16 protein-coding genes are annotated in these 16,315 nt (G+C 54.0%); 7 read left to right on the top strand and 9 right to left on the bottom strand.

Features of this window, described 5'->3' with window-relative positions; translation table 11 throughout:
- The first annotated feature begins 77 nt into the window (after nt 1–77).
- Nucleotides 78–1,787 carry a D-lactate dehydrogenase gene (dld, locus tag HV350_RS09105; protein ID WP_016153698.1) on the top strand — a complete coding sequence of 570 codons (1,710 nt, stop codon included), beginning with the start codon at nt 78–80 and terminating at the stop codon, nt 1,785–1,787.
- Nucleotides 1,788–1,887: 100 nt separating this feature from the next.
- Here dld and pbpG read toward each other — a convergent pair whose 3' ends face one another.
- Complete coding sequence (gene pbpG, locus HV350_RS09100; protein WP_016153699.1) at nt 1,888–2,835, bottom strand: D-alanyl-D-alanine endopeptidase; 948 nt, start codon at nt 2,833–2,835, stop codon at nt 1,888–1,890.
- Between the two features lie 180 nt (nt 2,836–3,015).
- The gene (locus HV350_RS09095) at nt 3,016–3,603 is read right to left on the bottom strand and encodes a Yip1 family protein (RefSeq protein ID WP_016153700.1); all 588 of its coding nucleotides are present in this window, start codon (nt 3,601–3,603) and stop codon (nt 3,016–3,018) included.
- 164 nt (nt 3,604–3,767) lie between these two features.
- On the opposite strand from HV350_RS09095, the gene HV350_RS09090 reads away from it, so the two are divergent.
- A complete protein-coding gene (locus HV350_RS09090; RefSeq protein ID WP_016153701.1) occupies nt 3,768–4,340 on the top strand; it encodes a DedA family protein in 573 nt (190 codons plus the stop codon).
- 24 nt (nt 4,341–4,364) lie between these two features.
- Here HV350_RS09090 and mdtQ read toward each other — a convergent pair whose 3' ends face one another.
- A complete protein-coding gene (gene mdtQ / locus HV350_RS09085; RefSeq protein ID WP_065554085.1) occupies nt 4,365–5,804 on the bottom strand; it encodes a multidrug resistance outer membrane protein MdtQ in 1,440 nt (479 codons plus the stop codon).
- Between the two features lie 169 nt (nt 5,805–5,973).
- On the opposite strand from mdtQ, the gene HV350_RS09080 reads away from it, so the two are divergent.
- Entirely contained in the window at nt 5,974–6,708 is a 735-nt protein-coding gene (locus HV350_RS09080) for a class I SAM-dependent methyltransferase (protein WP_016153703.1), read from the top strand.
- A gap of 184 nt (nt 6,709–6,892) precedes the next feature.
- On the opposite strand, the gene dusC is transcribed toward HV350_RS09080, so the two are convergent.
- From dusC to HV350_RS09050, 6 genes are all read right to left on the bottom strand, one after another.
- The gene (gene dusC, locus HV350_RS09075; protein ID WP_181630292.1) at nt 6,893–7,843 is read right to left on the bottom strand and encodes a tRNA dihydrouridine(16) synthase DusC; all 951 of its coding nucleotides are present in this window, start codon (nt 7,841–7,843) and stop codon (nt 6,893–6,895) included.
- Nucleotides 7,844–7,904: 61 nt separating this feature from the next.
- Nucleotides 7,905–9,098, bottom strand: a complete 1,194-nt coding sequence (locus HV350_RS09070) for a 3-hydroxybenzoate 6-monooxygenase (protein ID WP_181630291.1) — start codon at nt 9,096–9,098, stop codon at nt 7,905–7,907.
- A 14-nt stretch (nt 9,099–9,112) separates the two neighbouring features.
- Nucleotides 9,113–9,757, bottom strand: a complete 645-nt coding sequence (gene maiA / locus HV350_RS09065; RefSeq protein ID WP_181630645.1) for a maleylacetoacetate isomerase — start codon at nt 9,755–9,757, stop codon at nt 9,113–9,115.
- An 8-nt stretch (nt 9,758–9,765) separates the two neighbouring features.
- A complete protein-coding gene (locus HV350_RS09060; RefSeq protein WP_049041063.1) occupies nt 9,766–10,467 on the bottom strand; it encodes a fumarylacetoacetate hydrolase family protein in 702 nt (233 codons plus the stop codon).
- Nucleotides 10,468–10,482: 15 nt separating this feature from the next.
- Nucleotides 10,483–11,520 carry a gentisate 1,2-dioxygenase gene (gene gtdA / locus HV350_RS09055; protein WP_103928379.1) on the bottom strand — a complete coding sequence of 346 codons (1,038 nt, stop codon included), beginning with the start codon at nt 11,518–11,520 and terminating at the stop codon, nt 10,483–10,485.
- Nucleotides 11,521–11,531: 11 nt separating this feature from the next.
- On the bottom strand, nt 11,532–12,890 hold the full coding sequence (locus HV350_RS09050) for an aromatic acid/H+ symport family MFS transporter (RefSeq protein ID WP_016153709.1): 1,359 nt from the start codon (nt 12,888–12,890) through the stop codon (nt 11,532–11,534).
- A gap of 126 nt (nt 12,891–13,016) precedes the next feature.
- On the opposite strand from HV350_RS09050, the gene HV350_RS09045 reads away from it, so the two are divergent.
- The 4 genes from HV350_RS09045 (at nt 13,017) to cdd (ending at nt 16,180) form a co-directional block, all read left to right on the top strand.
- A complete protein-coding gene (locus HV350_RS09045; RefSeq protein ID WP_181630289.1) occupies nt 13,017–13,925 on the top strand; it encodes a LysR substrate-binding domain-containing protein in 909 nt (302 codons plus the stop codon).
- 131 nt (nt 13,926–14,056) lie between these two features.
- On the top strand, nt 14,057–14,455 hold the full coding sequence (locus HV350_RS09040) for a CidA/LrgA family protein (RefSeq protein WP_016153711.1): 399 nt from the start codon (nt 14,057–14,059) through the stop codon (nt 14,453–14,455).
- Nucleotides 14,452–15,147 carry a CidB/LrgB family autolysis modulator gene (locus HV350_RS09035; RefSeq protein ID WP_016153712.1) on the top strand — a complete coding sequence of 232 codons (696 nt, stop codon included), beginning with the start codon at nt 14,452–14,454 and terminating at the stop codon, nt 15,145–15,147. The genes HV350_RS09040 and HV350_RS09035 overlap by 4 nt, the downstream gene beginning before the upstream one ends.
- Nucleotides 15,148–15,295: 148 nt before the next feature.
- Nucleotides 15,296–16,180 carry a cytidine deaminase gene (gene cdd, locus HV350_RS09030; RefSeq protein ID WP_181630287.1) on the top strand — a complete coding sequence of 295 codons (885 nt, stop codon included), beginning with the start codon at nt 15,296–15,298 and terminating at the stop codon, nt 16,178–16,180.
- Nucleotides 16,181–16,315 lie beyond the last annotated feature (135 nt).

Here is a 16,315-nt window from a genome sequence, read left to right as displayed (position 1 = left end):
TATGAATGAGAAAGCGTATTGTCATACAAAGCGCTATGCTTGTTCCTGATATTGAGTCCCACCACAAGGAGTGGAGAATGTCTTCCATTACAACAGATAATAAAGCTTTCCTGAATGAACTGACCCGTCTGGTGGGTCATTCACACCTGCTGACAGAACCTGCTAAAACCGCCCGCTATCGCAAGGGATTCCGCTCCGGCCAGGGCGATGCGCTTGCCGTCGTGTTCCCCGGGTCGCTTTTAGAACTGTGGCGCGTTTTGAGCGCCTGCGTCGCCGCGGATAAAATTATCCTGATGCAGGCCGCTAACACCGGCCTGACCGAAGGGTCTACGCCGAGCGGTAATGATTACGACCGCGAGATTGTCATTATCAGCACCCTGCGTCTTGATAAGCTGCACGTCATCGGCAAAGGTGAACAGGTGCTGGCCTATCCAGGAACCACGCTCTATTCGCTGGAAAAAGCGCTCAAACCGTTTGGGCGTGAGCCGCATTCGGTCATCGGATCTTCCTGTATCGGCGCTTCGGTTATCGGTGGCATTTGCAACAACTCCGGCGGCTCGCTGGTACAGCGCGGCCCGGCCTACACGGAGATGTCGCTGTTTGCGCGTATTGACGAACAGGGAAAATTACAGCTGGTTAACCATCTGGGTATCGAGCTGGGCCAGACCCCGGAGCAGATCCTGAGCAAACTGGATGACGAGCGTATTAGAGATGACGATGTTCGCCACGACGGGCGTCACGCGCACGATCATGACTACGTTACCCGCGTCAGAGATATCGACGCGGACACGCCCGCACGCTATAACGCCGACCCGGATCGCTTGTTTGAATCGTCCGGTTGTGCAGGCAAGCTCGCGGTCTTTGCCGTGCGTCTGGACACCTTCGAAGCCGAAAAAAACCAGCAGGTCTTTTACATCGGCACCAACCAGCCAGAGGTGCTGACGGAGATCCGCCGTCATATTCTGGCAAAATTCGAGCATCTGCCGGTCGCCGGTGAATATATGCACCGCGATATTTACGACATCGCTGAGCAATACGGCAAAGATACGTTTCTGATGATCGACAAGCTCGGCACCGACAAAATGCCGTTCTTCTTCACCCTGAAAGGTCGCACCGATGCGATGCTGGAAAAAGTGAAAATTTTCCGTCCTCACTTCACCGACCGGGCAATGCAGAAATTTGGTCATTTGTTCCCCAGCCACTTACCGGCGCGCATGAAAAGCTGGCGCGATAAGTACGAGCATCACCTGCTGTTAAAAATGGCCGGTGGCGGCGTGGCTGAAGCCCAAAACTGGCTAAGCGAGTATTTCAAAACCGCTGAAGGCGACTTCTTTGCCTGTACGGCGGAAGAAGGCAGCAAGGCGTTCTTGCATCGCTTTGCGGCGGCTGGCGCGGCTATTCGTTATCAGGCCGTGCATGCGGATGAGGTGGAAGATATTCTGGCGCTGGATATCGCGCTGCGCCGTAACGACACCGAATGGTACGAGCATCTGCCTCCAGAGATCGACAGTCAACTGGTGCACAAACTCTATTACGGTCACTTTATGTGTTACGTTTTCCATCAGGATTACATCGTGAAAAAAGGCGTGGATGCGCATGCGCTCAAAGAGCAGATGCTGGAACTCCTTCGTGAGCGTGGGGCGCAGTATCCGGCAGAGCATAACGTCGGGCATCTGTATCAGGCACCGGAAACCTTGACCCGTTTTTACCGTGAGAATGACCCCACCAACAGTATGAATCCGGGTATTGGGAAAACGAGTAAGCAGAAGTTCTGGAAAGAATCGTAAATCTGAAAAAGATAAGCGCTACCGGGCATGTTGCCGGGGCGCTTTGCTTGCCCGGCCTACTGCTACATTCGCTATGCGTAGGCCGGATAAGACATCTTATTTAATCGTTCTGTGCGGTTTGCTCGCCCTTCGCCGAACCTGCCGCCGCCATCTGCGCAGCTTTTTGCTTTTTATAGCTCAGCGCCGCCGCCGGAACCGGCATCACCTTGCCCGTTTCAATCCAGGTACGTAAACGGCTGGCATCGGCAAAGTGAGTATATTTGCCAAAGGCATCCATCACCACCAGCGCCACCGGTTTGTTGTTAATCACCGTGCGCATCACCAGACAGTGGCCTGCCGCATTGGTAAACCCGGTTTTCGTTAACTGAATATTCCAGTTATCGCGGTATACCAGATGGTTGGTGTTACGAAACGGCAGCGTATACGCAGGGTTGGCAAACGTCGCCATATCTTCACGCGTGGTACTTAGCTGGCCGATCAGCGGATACTGTTTGCTGGCGATCAGCAGCTTGGTTAAGTCACGGGCGGTCGAGACGTTATGAATCGACAAGCCAGTGGGTTCCACAAAGCGTGTCTGAGTCATGCCGAGCGCTTTCGCTTTGGCATTCATGGCTTTGATAAACGCGTTGTATCCGCCCGGGTAATGATGCGCCAGGCTCGCCGCCGCGCGGTTTTCTGATGACATCAGCGCCAGTAGTAACATGTCTTTACGGCTGATTTCGCTGTTCAGTCGTACGCGAGAGTAAATGCCTTTCATCTCCGGCGTCTGGCTAATATCGACTTTCAGCTTTTCATTCAGCGGCAGTCGTGCATCAAGCACCACCATCGCCGTCATTAATTTGGTAATCGACGCAATCGGACGCACAAGGTCCGGGTGGTTCGAATAGATAACTTTGTTGGTATTCAGATCAACGATCATCGCGCTACCGGACGCTATCTCAGGTTGAGAAGCCGCTGCGGTAGTTGCCGTTTTCGCCACGGCTTGGGGTGCAAAAGGAACGGCCAGCACCAGGGCAAGGCTTAATAATGAAACTCGGAATTTCAGCATGATGAGATTTCTGATAATGGTTCACGCACGTCACAACGCACACCGCCAGAGATTAAGTATTATCTCAAGCTAGCTCAGGCATCATAGCGATCCGGCAGGTTTGCTGCCACAGGAGAATCGTCTCGAAATGCTGCGTTGCTGACTTTTACGTCAACAACGCAGCGTAGACAGGTTTATCCGTCAGAATAACCGATAGCCGTAACCCCACAGAATTACCGTAATAGCCAGCAGAACCTCCAGTACCAGCACACCGATTGCCAGCGTCGAACTGGAAAAACTCAACCCTTCCTCACGAGTGATATTCAGGAACGTCGGAATACCGAGATAAAGTAAATACCCGGTGTAAAACAGCGCGAGAGTCCCGACTAATGCGCACAGCCAGACCAGCGGATAAAGTGCGACCAGCCCGCTTAAAAACAGCGGCGTCGCGACATATCCGGCAAAGACCATACAATGCGCCAGCGACGGACGCTGCGGGTAGTTACGCGCCATCCACCAGATAACCCGGCCCATGACGGCAACGCCCGCCAGCATCACCCCGTAAAACAGAATCGCCATTGCAAATCCAGTCAACAGGGATAATTTCAGGATATTGCCATCGCCAAAATCCCAGCCGATTTGTGTGGTACCGATGAACGCACAAACAACCGGGATTGCCGCCATCAGCAGTACATGGTGGGTATAGTGATGCGAAACGCTTTCGTTTTCGCTGTTGATCACATGCATTTCACGATCGGGATGGGAAAACAGCCCCCAGACATGGTTCATACCGCCCCCTTCTTGTCAGCTCCGGACCTCAACAGTTCAAGTATAATTCAGCTTTGGATTAATTTTTGTACAACAACAAAAATGACGAACCGCTAATTCAGCGCTTTTAAACCCCACGATGATTCACAGGGTGTATGCTTAACGTCGGGAGGTCATCCAGACATATGGATATAAACAGTCTTATTGCACATTACGGTTACGCCGCATTGGTCATTGGCAGTTTGGCCGAAGGTGAAACCATTACCCTGCTGGGCGGCGTGGCGGCACATCAGGGATTACTTAAATTTCCTCTGGTGGTTATCTCTGTGGCCCTGGGCGGGATGATTGGCGATCAATTGCTGTATCTGCTTGGGCGTCGTTACGGTGGAAAAATTTTGCGTCGTTTCTCAAAACATCGCGACAAAATCCGCCGGGCGCAGAAAATGATCCAGCGCCGTCCTTATCTGTTCGTGATTGGCACCCGTTTTATGTATGGTTTTCGCGTGATCGGCCCGTTGCTGATTGGCGCAAGCCATTTGCCGCCTAAAATTTTCCTGCCGTTGAATATCCTGGGGGCGCTGGCGTGGGCGCTGATATTTACCACTCTGGGTTACGTGGGGGGAGAAGTCATTGCGCCGTGGCTACACAATCTCGACCAGCATATTAAGCACTGGATATGGCTGGCTCTGGTGATTGTGCTGGTGCCTGGCGTTCGGTGGTGGTTAAAAAAACGCAGCAGCAAAAGTACAGCCCGGTAGCGCGATGTCTACCGGGTGGGTGCGTTACGAAGCGTGGTAGCCGCCCCCCAGCGCGCGGTTCAACTGGATTGAGGCATCCAGCCATTGCCCTTGTAAAAGCAGAGCGTTGCACTGTTCACGTAATGCCGGGATCTTTGCCTCACTGACCCGGGAGCCCGCAATAATTCCGGCATTGAAGCGCGCCTGCGCCAGACCCACTACGCGCAGTGCATCATGCTCAATCTGCTGCTGATGCTGATTCTTCTGCGCCAGTGTTTCTACCTGCGATGCTGCACGCGCCACGTCATTCACCGCATCCACCACGGCTTTGTTGTAATTCGCCACCGTCAGGTTGCTTTGCGCTTGAGTAATGTCGAGATTCGCGTTCAGCCTGCCGCTATCAAAGATAGGCAGCGTCAGCCCGGCCGTTACGCCCATTTGCTGCGCGGAATGGCGAAACAAGTCGCTCAGATGTAACGCATCCTGTTGTAAAAATGCCATCAGATTTACATCGGGATAAAACGCCGCTTTCGCCGCATCAATGCTGCTCAGCGATGACTCAATGTACCAGTGCGCCGCCTGCAAATCCGGTCGGCGGGCCAGCAGCGAATAACCTAGCTGGGACGGGAGCTGGCTTTCCACCGCGGGCAGCGGGGTCGAATGGAGTTTCAGGGCTGTGGACTGCGAGTTGGTCAGCGCGCTCAACCGCGCTTCAATCACCTTCATTTTACCGCTGACATCGTTCAGCTGCTGCTCTGTTTTGCTGGAATCGATATCGGTTTCAACGCCTTCCACCGAAGAAGTAAGACCATTTTGATACAGTTGACGATCAACGTTAATGACGTTCTGCTGCTCGGTTTCGATTTGCGTCAACACGGTTTTCAGCCCGGCCTGCGTTTGCCATTCCCAGTATAGACGAGCCACACCGCTCGCCAGCACCTGTCGCGTTTGCTCGCGCTCGGCTTCACGCGCCTTAACGGCCCCAATACGTGCCGTCACTTCGGCCCGATTTTTACCCCACAGATCCAGATTCCAGCCAGCAGTTAAACCAAAGGTGCCGTTGGTGTACCACGGCCCGGTCGTCCCGGCGGCCGGATCGGTAATGGCAAACGGACCCATCAGCCCTTCGGCTGACATTCTCTGACGCTCCACATCTGCTGAGAAATCGATCTCCGGGCCATCCTGCGCCTCCACAGCCTTAGCCTGCGCCTCCGCCAGTTGAATGCGCTGTTCCGCGACCTGCATATCAGGGGAGTTTCGTAACGTGCTGTCAATCAGCGCATTAAGCTGGGGGTCATGGTATGCCTTCCACCATTGGCTGTCCGGCCAGCCATTTTTTAACGCCGCAGGCAATGTGGTATCGACATTCGCAGCGGGGGTCTGCTGTGACAGAGACTGGCGGTCATCATGCATCGGAGCGCAACCTGACATCAAAATAAAAAGCGGCAACAATGCCGTCGTGACAAAAGCAGAATTACGATTCATGGAGAGACACAGGTAAGAAAAGATGTGCTGAGATTACGACTTGTCGCGTTTCCTTTTTTAGTTACGCGTGGCAATACACCTTTGGCAATAAAAATATATAATCGGCAAAATATACACCCAACAAATAATTTAGATTAATTAATTTTAATAATTTATGGATGGAGACATTATGTCACAGAATATCTATGACGATCCCGAGTTCTTTGCCGGATATGCCACGCTGGACCGTTCAGTAAAAGGGCTCGACGGTGCGCCAGAATGGCCGACAATACAAGCGATGCTCCCCGCTCTACAGGGAAAAAATATCCTCGATTTGGGTTGCGGATATGGCTGGTTTTGCCGCTACGCGCGCGATAACCAGGCGGCCAGCGTAGTGGGACTGGATATTTCACAAAAGATGTTAACTCAGGCGCACAGCATGACGCAGGGTAATGGCATCGTTTATCGCCGTGAAGATCTCGAAACGCTTTCCCTGTCGCCAAATTCCTTTGACCTGGTTTACAGCTCACTTGCCCTGCACTATTTGCGCGATATCGCGCGATTATTCGTAACGATTTACCAGTCGTTAACACCGGGAGGCATGTTGGTATTCTCTGCCGAGCATCCCATTTATACTGCACCGCTTAATCAAGGTTGGATAAAAGATAAAACCGGGCAACAGTCCTGGCCGGTCAATCATTATCAGCAGGAAGGCACACGCATCAGTAACTGGTTCGCGGAGGGTGTCAAAAAACAGCACCGTAAGCTGGCGACCTGGATTAATGCGCTGATAGCCGCCGGATTCGAAATCGTTTGTGTCGATGAATGGGGACCGTCCGCTGAACAGATTGCTGAAAACCCGGCGCTGGATGAAGAAAAAGAGCGGCCAATGGTGTTTCTGCTCAGCGCACGTAAACCGGAGTAAGGTCATTACAGGAAGATTTTCAGAGGCTTTCCTATACTTAACCTGAACTCACCAAAAAAGGAACGCTGATGAAAATCTTACTGTGGATTATTTTAGTTATTTTTCTGATTGGGTTATTGGTGGTGACTGGCGTGTTTAAGATGATTTTTTGAAAAAAAGGCCACTCCGGTGGCCGATTAATGTGTTAATGCAATTTAGCGATATCAATGGCCTGAATCGCGCGCGCGATATCCGGTGAATTGTTTAATGCGCGGATTTCCTGAAACAGCGCGGTTGCCTCTGAGTATTCTTTACGCAAATACCCTAACCATTGTTTAATCCGCGCCACGTGATACAGCCCGGTATCACCCTGCTTTTCAAGACGAGTATATTTTTGCAATAGCATCACGACATCAGGCCACGGCATACGTGGCTCGTTGTACTTCACCACACGACTCAGGTTCGGAATATTTAATGCCCCACGGCCAATCATCGCCGCATCGCATCCGCTGATAGCCATACAGTCCTGGGCGCTTTGCCAGTCCCAGATTTCGCCATTCGCGATAACCGGAATGGTAAGCCGCTGGCGGATCTCACCGATCGCCTGCCAGTTGATATGTTCGGCCTTATAGCCCTGTTCCTTGGTTCGGCCATGCACCGCCAGCTCGCTGGCGCCAGCCTGCTGAACGGCATCAGCAATTTCAAACTGCCTGTCGCTGTTGTCCCAGCCCAGACGCACTTTCACCGTCACGGGGAGATGATCCGGAACCGCCTCGCGCATGGCTTTTGCGCCCCGGTAGATGAGTTCAGGATCTTTTAATAACGTTGCGCCACCGCCGCTGCCGTTGACCAGCTTCGACGGGCAGCCACAGTTCAGATCGACACCAAACGAGCCCAGTTCTACCGCGCGCGCCGCGTTCTCCGCCAGCCACTGCGGATACTGCCCCAGCAACTGTATGCGCACCCGCGTGCCGGATGGCGTCCGGCTATTGTTATGCAGTTCCGGGCAGAGCCGATGGAATACTTTTGCCGGCAGGAGCTGATCCACCACGCGCACAAACTCGGTGATGCACAGATCGTAATCATTCACTTCAGTCAGCAGCTCGCGCACCAGTGAGTCGAGCACGCCTTCCATCGGCGCCAGTAAAACACGCATATCGTCACCCGCAAAAAAAGAGGCGCTATGGTAGCGCCTCCGTTCGGGAGATTAAAGAGGCTCAGCGCGGCAACAGGCAGTTATCTTCTTTCCAGCCGTACAGCCATTCCATACCACGATAAAATTCCGCCTGAGATTTGCCTTTCCACAGCAGATTACGCACTTGGCGCTCGACGCCTGCGGCGTGGTACACACGTCCCATTTCGCGCGTCGACCAGACGATGCGCGCAGTACGCGGAATACGCACCGACTCATACAAGGCAAAGGCATCAGCCGCATCGCCGTCACACTGCTGTAACGCCTTACCAAGAGTGACGGCATCTTCAAGCGCCATACAGGCACCCTGCGCCATATATTGTGCCACCGGATGCGCAGCATCACCCACCAGCGTAATGCGGTCGGTCCCCCATTTCTCTACCGGTTCGCGGTCAGTGGTGGACCAACGACGCCATGAGGTCGGCTTATCCAGCATCTGACGCGGACGCGCATGAATACCGGCAAAATAGGAGAGCACTTCCTCTTTACTGCCATCCTTTACCCCCCACTCCTCCTGCTGACGACTGTGGAAGGTCACCACCAGGTTATACTGCTTGCCGCCGCGCAGTGGATAGTGCACCAGGTGGCAGTGCGGTCCGGCCCACAGCACCGGCGCGTTAATGCGCAAATCTTCCGGCATATCATCGCAATCAATCACCGCGCGATAGACCACGTGCCCGGTAACGCGTGGCGCATCGCCAATCAGAGACTGACGCACAACCGACTTCACACCGTCACAGCCCACCAAAATATCCGCTGTCCAGCTGTTACCGTGCTCATCAAATACCGTCACATCATCTTCTGTCTGGCGAATATCAACCACGTTAGTTGAAGTGCGATACTCAACGTTGGGATGAACCAGTGCAGCTTCCCAGACAGAAGCATGAATATCAACCCGATGGATAACCGCATAAGGACCGCCAAAGTGATCGCGGAACGCCTGCCCGGTTTCAATATGTACAACCTCTTTCGCGTTTACCGCATCCATCATGGTGATGTGATCGGTAAAAACGGCGCGCTTGCGAGCGACGTCACCCACGCCAAGGCTGTCCAGAGCAGAAAACGCGTTCGGCCCGAGCTGAATGCCCGCACCAATCTCACCAATCTCGTGCGCTTTCTCCAGCAACATCACTTTAATGCCTTGACGGGCCAGCGATAGCGCGGTCGCCGCGCCGCCAATCCCGCCACCCACGATAATTGCGCGTGTCACTTTAGCCATTGTCGTTCTCCTTATCAGGCTGGAATTTTGTCTTGTTGATTCTCGGGCGCGGCGGCGATAAACGCCGGAAGCTGGGTACAGGCATCGTATACTGCCTTACAGCGCGGATACCCGCTCAGATCGCAGCCCATACGTAACGCGTTCGCCCACTGCGGGATCAGACAGCAATCCGCCAGCGTCGGCGCATCCCCCACGCAGAACGTCCCCGACTGACTCTGGCGCAGCATCTGTTCAACCGCGCTTAACCCTTGCTGGATCCAGTGCGCATACCAGCGTTTTTTATCCTCTTCACTGACCTTTAGCTCTTCGCTCAGGTAGCGCAGTACCCGCATGTTATTCACGGGATGGGTATCACAAGCGATGGCATAAACAATTTCCAGCACCCGGCTGCGCGCCGGGAAGTCGGCTGGCAGCAGCGGCGACTGCGGAAAGTGACCATCCAGCCAGTCGGTTATCGCCAGCGACTGCCCGAGTGATTCTCCCTCATCAGTGACCAGCGTCGGTACAAGCCCTACCGGGTTCATCCGCCGGTAGGCCAGCTCGTTCTGCTGACCGATGCGAATGTTGACACCCACCGTCTGGTAATCAAGCCCCTTCAGCGCCAGCGCAATGCGTACGCGATATGACGCGGAGCTGTTAAAGAAACTGTACAGCTTCATCATCCACCTCAGACAATCTTCACAGCGATGGGGGTTAAACCGTCTACATTGCCGGTGATCACATCTCCTTTCACCACTGCACCCACGCCCTCTGGCGTGCCTGTGTAGATCAAATCGCCCGGCTGTAGTTCGAAAAAGCCGGACAGATAGCTAATGGTTTCATTAACGGACCAGATGAGGTGGCGAATATCGCTACGCTGATGATCGTCGCCGTTGACCTGCAACCAGATAGGCGCGTTGTTAACATCCGCACTTTCGCTGGCTTTATGCAGTGGCGCGATGGGGGCTGAGAGATCAAATGCTTTGCCGATTTCCCACGGACGCCCCATCTGGCGCATCTCCATCTGCCTGTCGCGGCGGGTCATATCCAGACCAGTGGCATAGCCCCAGATATATTCGTGCGCTTTTTCCAGGGGTATATCGCTGCCCTTTTTACCGATCGCCACCACCAGCTCTATCTCATAGTGATAGTTATCGGTCTGCGACGGGTATGGCAGCTCGAGGGTTTGACCGGCCGCCACCGGGACCACCGCATCGGCAGGTTTACAGAAGAAGAACGGCGGTTCGCGATCCGGATCAAAACCCATTTCACGTGCATGAGCGGCATAGTTGCGGCCCACGCAGTAAACGCGATGCACGGGAAACTGTTCATTACTGCCAACGACCGGAACGGTAACAGGCGCTTGTGGTTCGAATACGTATTGCGTCATTTTCTCTCTCCCAAATTAATAACGTGCTTCACGGAACAACCCCAGCGCTTCCTGAACCGGTCTGTCCGAAAAACTAAATAAGACGGCATCTTCGTGGGCCTGGAATGACACGCCGTGCCAGGTTGGCACCACGAAGATATCTTTTGGCGAAAAATTTAAAGTCTCGGTGCCGATGGTGACCTGCCCGCTTCCTTCCACCACGTGATAGATAGTGCTGTCGGTGGTACGCGCCATCCGCGAGGAAAAGCCCTTCGGCAACAGTTGTAAAAAGGTCCCCATTGAAGGCATGGGATAACCACCGGTTACCGGGTTGACGTAACGCATCTTGTAACCGTCCCACTCATCGGCGTCGCCCATGCGGGTCAGGTCATGCAGCGCTTCACGGCTGCGATCGTAGCGATAGTTGAAAATTGGCGATGAGTTACCCTTCTGATGACGCAGCGGCAGCATATTGGCCGCGTAGCGTGGTAAGTAATCCCCTTCCTTGCGCGTGACTGGTTGCTGATCCTCCGGGTAATCTTCCGCAAAGCCGCAACCCAGCAGATTCACCAGTGGCAGATCCAGACCGTCCAGCCACACCACCGGTTCACTGCCTGGGTTGCCGTGGTCGTGCCAGCGCCACTGTGGCGTCAGAATAAAATCGCCTTCATGCATTTGGGTGCGCTCACCATCCACCGCGGTAAATGCCCCTTTCCCTTCGACAATAAAGCGCAGCGCAGACTGATTATGCCGGTGACTCGGGGCAACCTCGCCCGGCATGATTAACTGCAATCCGGCGTACAGCGTTGGGGTGATTGAAGACTGTCCGCGCAGCATGGGGTTTTCCAGCACCAGTACGCGACGAATCGCCTCTTTCGCGCCAATCAGATCGCCGCTTTCCAGCAGCAACGGGCGGATCTCCTGATAGTTCCAGTACGCAGGAGCACAATGTGCGTTCGGCGTTGGCGGTACCAGGCGGTGCAGCGACTCCCACAGCGGGGTCAGATTCTGCCCGGAAATATGCTGGTAAAACTGCTGACGGCTGTTCTTAACATCCTGATTAAGTTCTGACATAGAGATTCTCCTTATTTGTTCACGATGCCTACGCGTGACAACGCGTCAGGGACAGAGGCCGACTGGCGGATAACAACCGTCAGCAGCATAAGCATCACCGCGCTGATGGCCGCCGGAACGGCAATAATGAAAAACAGGTTATCGAATGAGAAATTCATCGCCATCATCACGCCGCCGGAGAGCGAGCCGACAATCGCGCCGCAGCGGCCAATCGCATTAGACCAGCTGACGCCCGTGGCCCGGCTCTGCGTCGGATAAAGCGTGGCGGTTAAGGCATTCAGGCCCACCTGCGAACCGCTGATGCCGATGCCGGTGCCAAAAATGGCCAGCGCCATCAGCCACAGGCCGTTCTCGCTCAGACCAATCATGACAATACACACCGCACCCAGCGCATAGCTCACTGCCAGCACGCGGAAAGGGTTGTATTTATCCATCAGCACTCCCAGCACCAGCGCACCGAGCGTACCGCCAATCTGAAAGGCAGCGGTCACCCATGAGGCATGCTGCAGGTCAATTCCGCGATGGTTAAGCAGCGTTGGCATCCAGCTGGAGAGCAGATAAATGATCAGCAGGCTCATAAAGAACACCACCCATAACATCAGGGTAATGGGCAACTGTTGCCCGACGAACAGCTGGCGAATGCTGCCTTTGGCAATCGCGGCGCCCTCGTTGAGATAAAATTGGGTATTGTCATAACGCTCCCGGGTGATGGCGCTGACGGTTCTGGCAATCACGTTTTGCGGCAACTGACGACGAACCTGCCAGCGCGGGGATTCCGGCAGCGCAAACAGCAGAGCCACAAACAGCATCAGCGGTAGCACGCCTCCCAGCACCAGGATGCCGTGCCAGCCAATAACCGGCACCAGCTGTGCGCTGACAATCCCGCCCATCGCCGAGCCCAGGGTAAAACCGCAGAACATCATGGTGACCAGTGCGCCACGCCGACGCGCTGGCAGGTATTCTGAGGTCATAGTGATAGTATTTGGCATCGCGCCGCCCAGGCCTAACCCGGTAAGGAAGCGCAAAAAAACCAGCGTTTGCAGATCGGGGGAAAAAGCCGAGATCAGGCTCAGTGCGCCGAACAGCGCCACGCAGAGTTCAATCACCCGTTTGCGGCCAAAACGATCCGATAGCGGACCGCAGAGCAGTGCGCCAGCGGTCAGACCCAGCAGGCCTGCGCCAAACAGCGGCGCCAGATCTCCGGCCGTCAGTTGCCAGTGGGTGCGAATGTCGGGCGCGATAAAACCAATAGCCGCGGTATCAAAACCGTCGAGCATGACGACCAAAAAACAGCAAATGATAACGCGCCACTGGGTCTTACCGACGGGGGCGGAATCGATCAGTGCTTGTAGATCACGTTGTTGAGTCATAGTGAATGCCTCAGTGCAGGTAGAGTAGATGTCTGTTTTGTTTTAGGTATGTTGCGACTTTGTATGTTTGGAGATGAAATGTACAATGGCTTTTCATGCAGAGGCATAACCTGGAGGTTATAGCAAATGGCTAACTGGGTGCAGAAACTTAAGTTACACCACCTGCAAACGCTTATTGCGCTGGGCGAACAGGGGAATTTGACTCACGTCGCCCGAATGATGAATATCACCCAGCCAGCGTTGTCAAAATGGTTATCACAGCTCGAAGATGAGATGGGTATCACACTCTTTGAACGTCATAGCAAAGGCTTACGCCCTTCAGAAGGCGGCAAGCTGCTACTGCAGCATGCCCAACGCCTGATCAATGATATGGAACGTTCACAGTATGAAATCGCCCGTTTTAAGCAGGGAGGCCTGGTAGGGAGTCTGAAGATTGGCTGCTCGCCGGTGGCGACGGACTGCGTTTCACAGGCGATATTGGGTTTGCTCACAGAGCTGCCGACCCTGCATCTTAATATTGAAGAGAAGGTGATGACCCCGCTGCTGCACGATCTGCTCGCGGGTTCGGTGGATGTGGTGGTCGGACGCGTCGGTGGCCGGGCGCTTCAGTTGCCGCTCAATTACCAGGTGCTGTATACCGAGCCGGTCTGTTTCGTCGCGCGCCCCGACCATCCGCTGGCAAAATATCCCCTGCTCACCTGGCATGATCTGGCTAACTGGCGCTGGATTGTCTGGCCGACGGGAACGCCCATCCGGATAAGCATTGACAACGCGCTGGTAGATAACGGCGTCATGCTACCGGAAAACATCATTGAGTCGGCGTCGATAAACGTCAGCACCAACCTGCTGCAAAGTAGCGACATGATCTCTATTCTTTCTCTACGCCTGGCGCAGCGTTATGCCGCCCAGGGACAGCTGGCTATCCTGAATCTGCCGAAGATTGAACAAAAAGGCAGCGTAGGCGTGTTCTGGCGCAACAATGAAACGCCCACGACCGCCCTGAATCGTTTTCTGTATTACCTGGCACAGGTTTAACGTGAACAGTTAGGGCCATCGCCCGATGTTCCAGATATCTATTTCTTCTATGCTTAGAATTCATGATGTGATCGGTAGCACGTTTTGAAGTTTAATTGTATGATGAATCAGTCTCGTCAAGGGTTTCAACTATGAGCAAAGCACTGAACATTATCTGGCAATATTTGCGCGCATTCGTCCTGATTTATGCCTGCCTCTATGCAGGTATTTTTCTTGCATCGCTACTCCCCATCACCATTCCGGGCAGCATTATCGGCATGCTGATTCTGTTTGTCTTACTGGCTTTGCAGGTGCTACCGGCAAAATGGGTTAACCCCGGCTGCTATGTGCTGATTCGCTATATGGCCCTGCTGTTTGTCCCGATTGGCGTGGGGATCATGCAGTACTTTGATCTGCTCCGTGCGCAATTTGGTCCGGTGGTGGTGTCCTGTACCATCAGTACGCTGGTCGTTTTCCTGGTGGTGAGCTGGAGTTCTCACATTGTGCACGGTGAGCGCAAAATCGTTGGGCAAAAAGGGTCTAAAGAATGATGTCGTATATCTGGTGGTCGTTACCCCTTACGCTGGCGGTATTTTTTGGCGCACGTAAGCTGGCTGCACGATTTAAAATGCCGCTATTGAACCCGCTACTGGTCGCCATGGTGGTGATCATTCCCATTCTGATGCTGACCGGAATTCCCTACGATCACTATTTCAAAGGCAGTGAGGTGCTGAACGATTTGCTGCAACCTGCCGTGGTTGCGCTGGCCTATCCGTTATACGAACAGCTGCACCAGATTCGCGCTCGCTGGAAATCAATTATTGCCATCTGCTTTGCGGGGAGCGTTGTGGCGATGGTTACAGGTACAACAATCGCCTTGTTGATGGGCGCATCGCCGCAAATTGCGGCGTCAATCATGCCGAAATCGGTAACCACGCCTATCGCTATGGCAGTGGGAGGCAGTATTGGTGGTATTCCGGCCATCAGCGCCGTGTGCGTCATTTTTGTTGGTATCCTCGGGGCTGTGTTTGGTCATACTTTGCTCAATGCGATGCGTATTCGCACCAAAGCCGCACGTGGACTGGCTATGGGTACCGCTTCGCACGCCCTGGGTACCGCACGCTGTGCAGAGCTGGACTATCAGGAAGGCGCGTTTAGCTCTCTGGCGCTGGTTATTTGCGGCATTATCACCTCGTTGGTCGCCCCATTCCTGTTCCCGATTATTCTGGCCCTGGTCGGTTAACCTTCAATTTTTGGCTAATTATTTGCGATGCGTTGCACATTTTTAATTTAAGTTTCATAAGTTGCATACACAATGAGATTTGGATCACATATAAAGCCGTAACAGGCCCGTAAACTACGATTCCATTACATTGTTAAGAGGCATCGCCATGCATCCACGTTTTCAAACTGCTTTTGCCCAACTCGCGGATAACTTGCAATCAGCCCTGGCGCCTGTTCTGGCGGATGCGCATTTTCCCGCCATGCTGACTGCTGAGCAGGTCTCTTTGCTAAAACGCGAATCGGGACTGGACGAAGACGCGCTGGCATTCGCTCTACTGCCGCTGGCTGCGGCCTGCGCGCGTACTCCGCTGTCCAACTTCAACGTTGGGGCAATTTCTCGCGGCATCAGCGGCACCTGGTACTTCGGTGGGAACATGGAGTTCCTGGGGGCGACCATGCAGCAAACCGTTCATGCCGAGCAAAGCGCCATCAGCCATGCCTGGCTGCGCGGTGAAAAAGGGCTCGCCGCCATCACCGTCAACTACACGCCGTGCGGCCACTGTCGCCAGTTTATGAACGAACTGAACAGTGGACTGGATTTACGTATTCATCTGCCGGGACGTGCGCCACACGTGCTGCGCGATTACCTGCCAGACGCCTTCGGACCGAAAGATCTGGAGATTAAAACACTGCTGATGGACGATCAGGATCACGGCTTCGCACTGCAGGGCGATGCGTTGACCCAAGCGGCTATCACCGCCGCCAACAGATCTCATATGCCGTACAGCAACTCCCCAAGCGGCGTGGCGCTGGAATGTAAAGATGGTCGAATTTTTAGCGGTAGCTATGCGGAAAATGCCGCCTTCAACCCGACCCTGCCGCCGCTGCAAGGCGCGTTAAACCTGTTGAACCTTAACGGTTATGACTACCCGGATATCCAGCGTGCTGTGCTGGCTGAAAAAGCCAATGCGCCGTTGATTCAGTGGGATGCGACCTCCGCTACCCTGAAAGCGCTGGGCTGCAATAATATTGAGCGCGTGCTGCTCGGTTAATTGCCTGGCGCTACGCTTATCTGGCCTGCAATCGCTCGAGGTTGTCGGCCAGATTTGCTGTTGCTACCATCCAACAGGGCCGTTTTGCTGAAAATCCCCTCAATCAGATTGCTGTTTCTTGCGCTACGTCTTCCG

Origin of the sequence: Citrobacter sp. RHBSTW-01013 (assembly GCF_013781985.1) — a bacterium.
In the GTDB taxonomy this organism is placed as follows: domain Bacteria; phylum Pseudomonadota; class Gammaproteobacteria; order Enterobacterales; family Enterobacteriaceae; genus Citrobacter; species Citrobacter braakii.
This window is presented reverse-complemented; position numbering and strand designations above follow the sequence as displayed.

Coding starts and splice junctions, on each gene's coding strand:
- dld (WP_016153698.1), top strand. CDS start 78: ATGTCTTCCATTACAACAGATAATAAAGCTTTCCTGAATGAACTGACC.
- HV350_RS09040 (WP_016153711.1), top strand. CDS start 14,057: ATGAGCAAAGCACTGAACATTATCTGGCAATATTTGCGCGCATTCGTC.
- HV350_RS09060 (WP_049041063.1), bottom strand. CDS start 10,467: ATGACGCAATACGTATTCGAACCACAAGCGCCTGTTACCGTTCCGGTC.
- HV350_RS09080 (WP_016153703.1), top strand. CDS start 5,974: ATGTCACAGAATATCTATGACGATCCCGAGTTCTTTGCCGGATATGCC.
- gtdA (WP_103928379.1), bottom strand. CDS start 11,520: ATGTCAGAACTTAATCAGGATGTTAAGAACAGCCGTCAGCAGTTTTAC.
- HV350_RS09035 (WP_016153712.1), top strand. CDS start 14,452: ATGATGTCGTATATCTGGTGGTCGTTACCCCTTACGCTGGCGGTATTT.
- pbpG (WP_016153699.1), bottom strand. CDS start 2,835: ATGCTGAAATTCCGAGTTTCATTATTAAGCCTTGCCCTGGTGCTGGCC.
- HV350_RS09045 (WP_181630289.1), top strand. CDS start 13,017: ATGGCTAACTGGGTGCAGAAACTTAAGTTACACCACCTGCAAACGCTT.
- HV350_RS09070 (WP_181630291.1), bottom strand. CDS start 9,098: ATGGCTAAAGTGACACGCGCAATTATCGTGGGTGGCGGGATTGGCGGC.
- cdd (WP_181630287.1), top strand. CDS start 15,296: ATGCATCCACGTTTTCAAACTGCTTTTGCCCAACTCGCGGATAACTTG.
- HV350_RS09050 (WP_016153709.1), bottom strand. CDS start 12,890: ATGACTCAACAACGTGATCTACAAGCACTGATCGATTCCGCCCCCGTC.
- mdtQ (WP_065554085.1), bottom strand. CDS start 5,804: ATGAATCGTAATTCTGCTTTTGTCACGACGGCATTGTTGCCGCTTTTT.
- maiA (WP_181630645.1), bottom strand. CDS start 9,757: ATGAAGCTGTACAGTTTCTTTAACAGCTCCGCGTCATATCGCGTACGC.
- HV350_RS09090 (WP_016153701.1), top strand. CDS start 3,768: ATGGATATAAACAGTCTTATTGCACATTACGGTTACGCCGCATTGGTC.
- dusC (WP_181630292.1), bottom strand. CDS start 7,843: ATGCGTGTTTTACTGGCGCCGATGGAAGGCGTGCTCGACTCACTGGTG.
- HV350_RS09095 (WP_016153700.1), bottom strand. CDS start 3,603: ATGAACCATGTCTGGGGGCTGTTTTCCCATCCCGATCGTGAAATGCAT.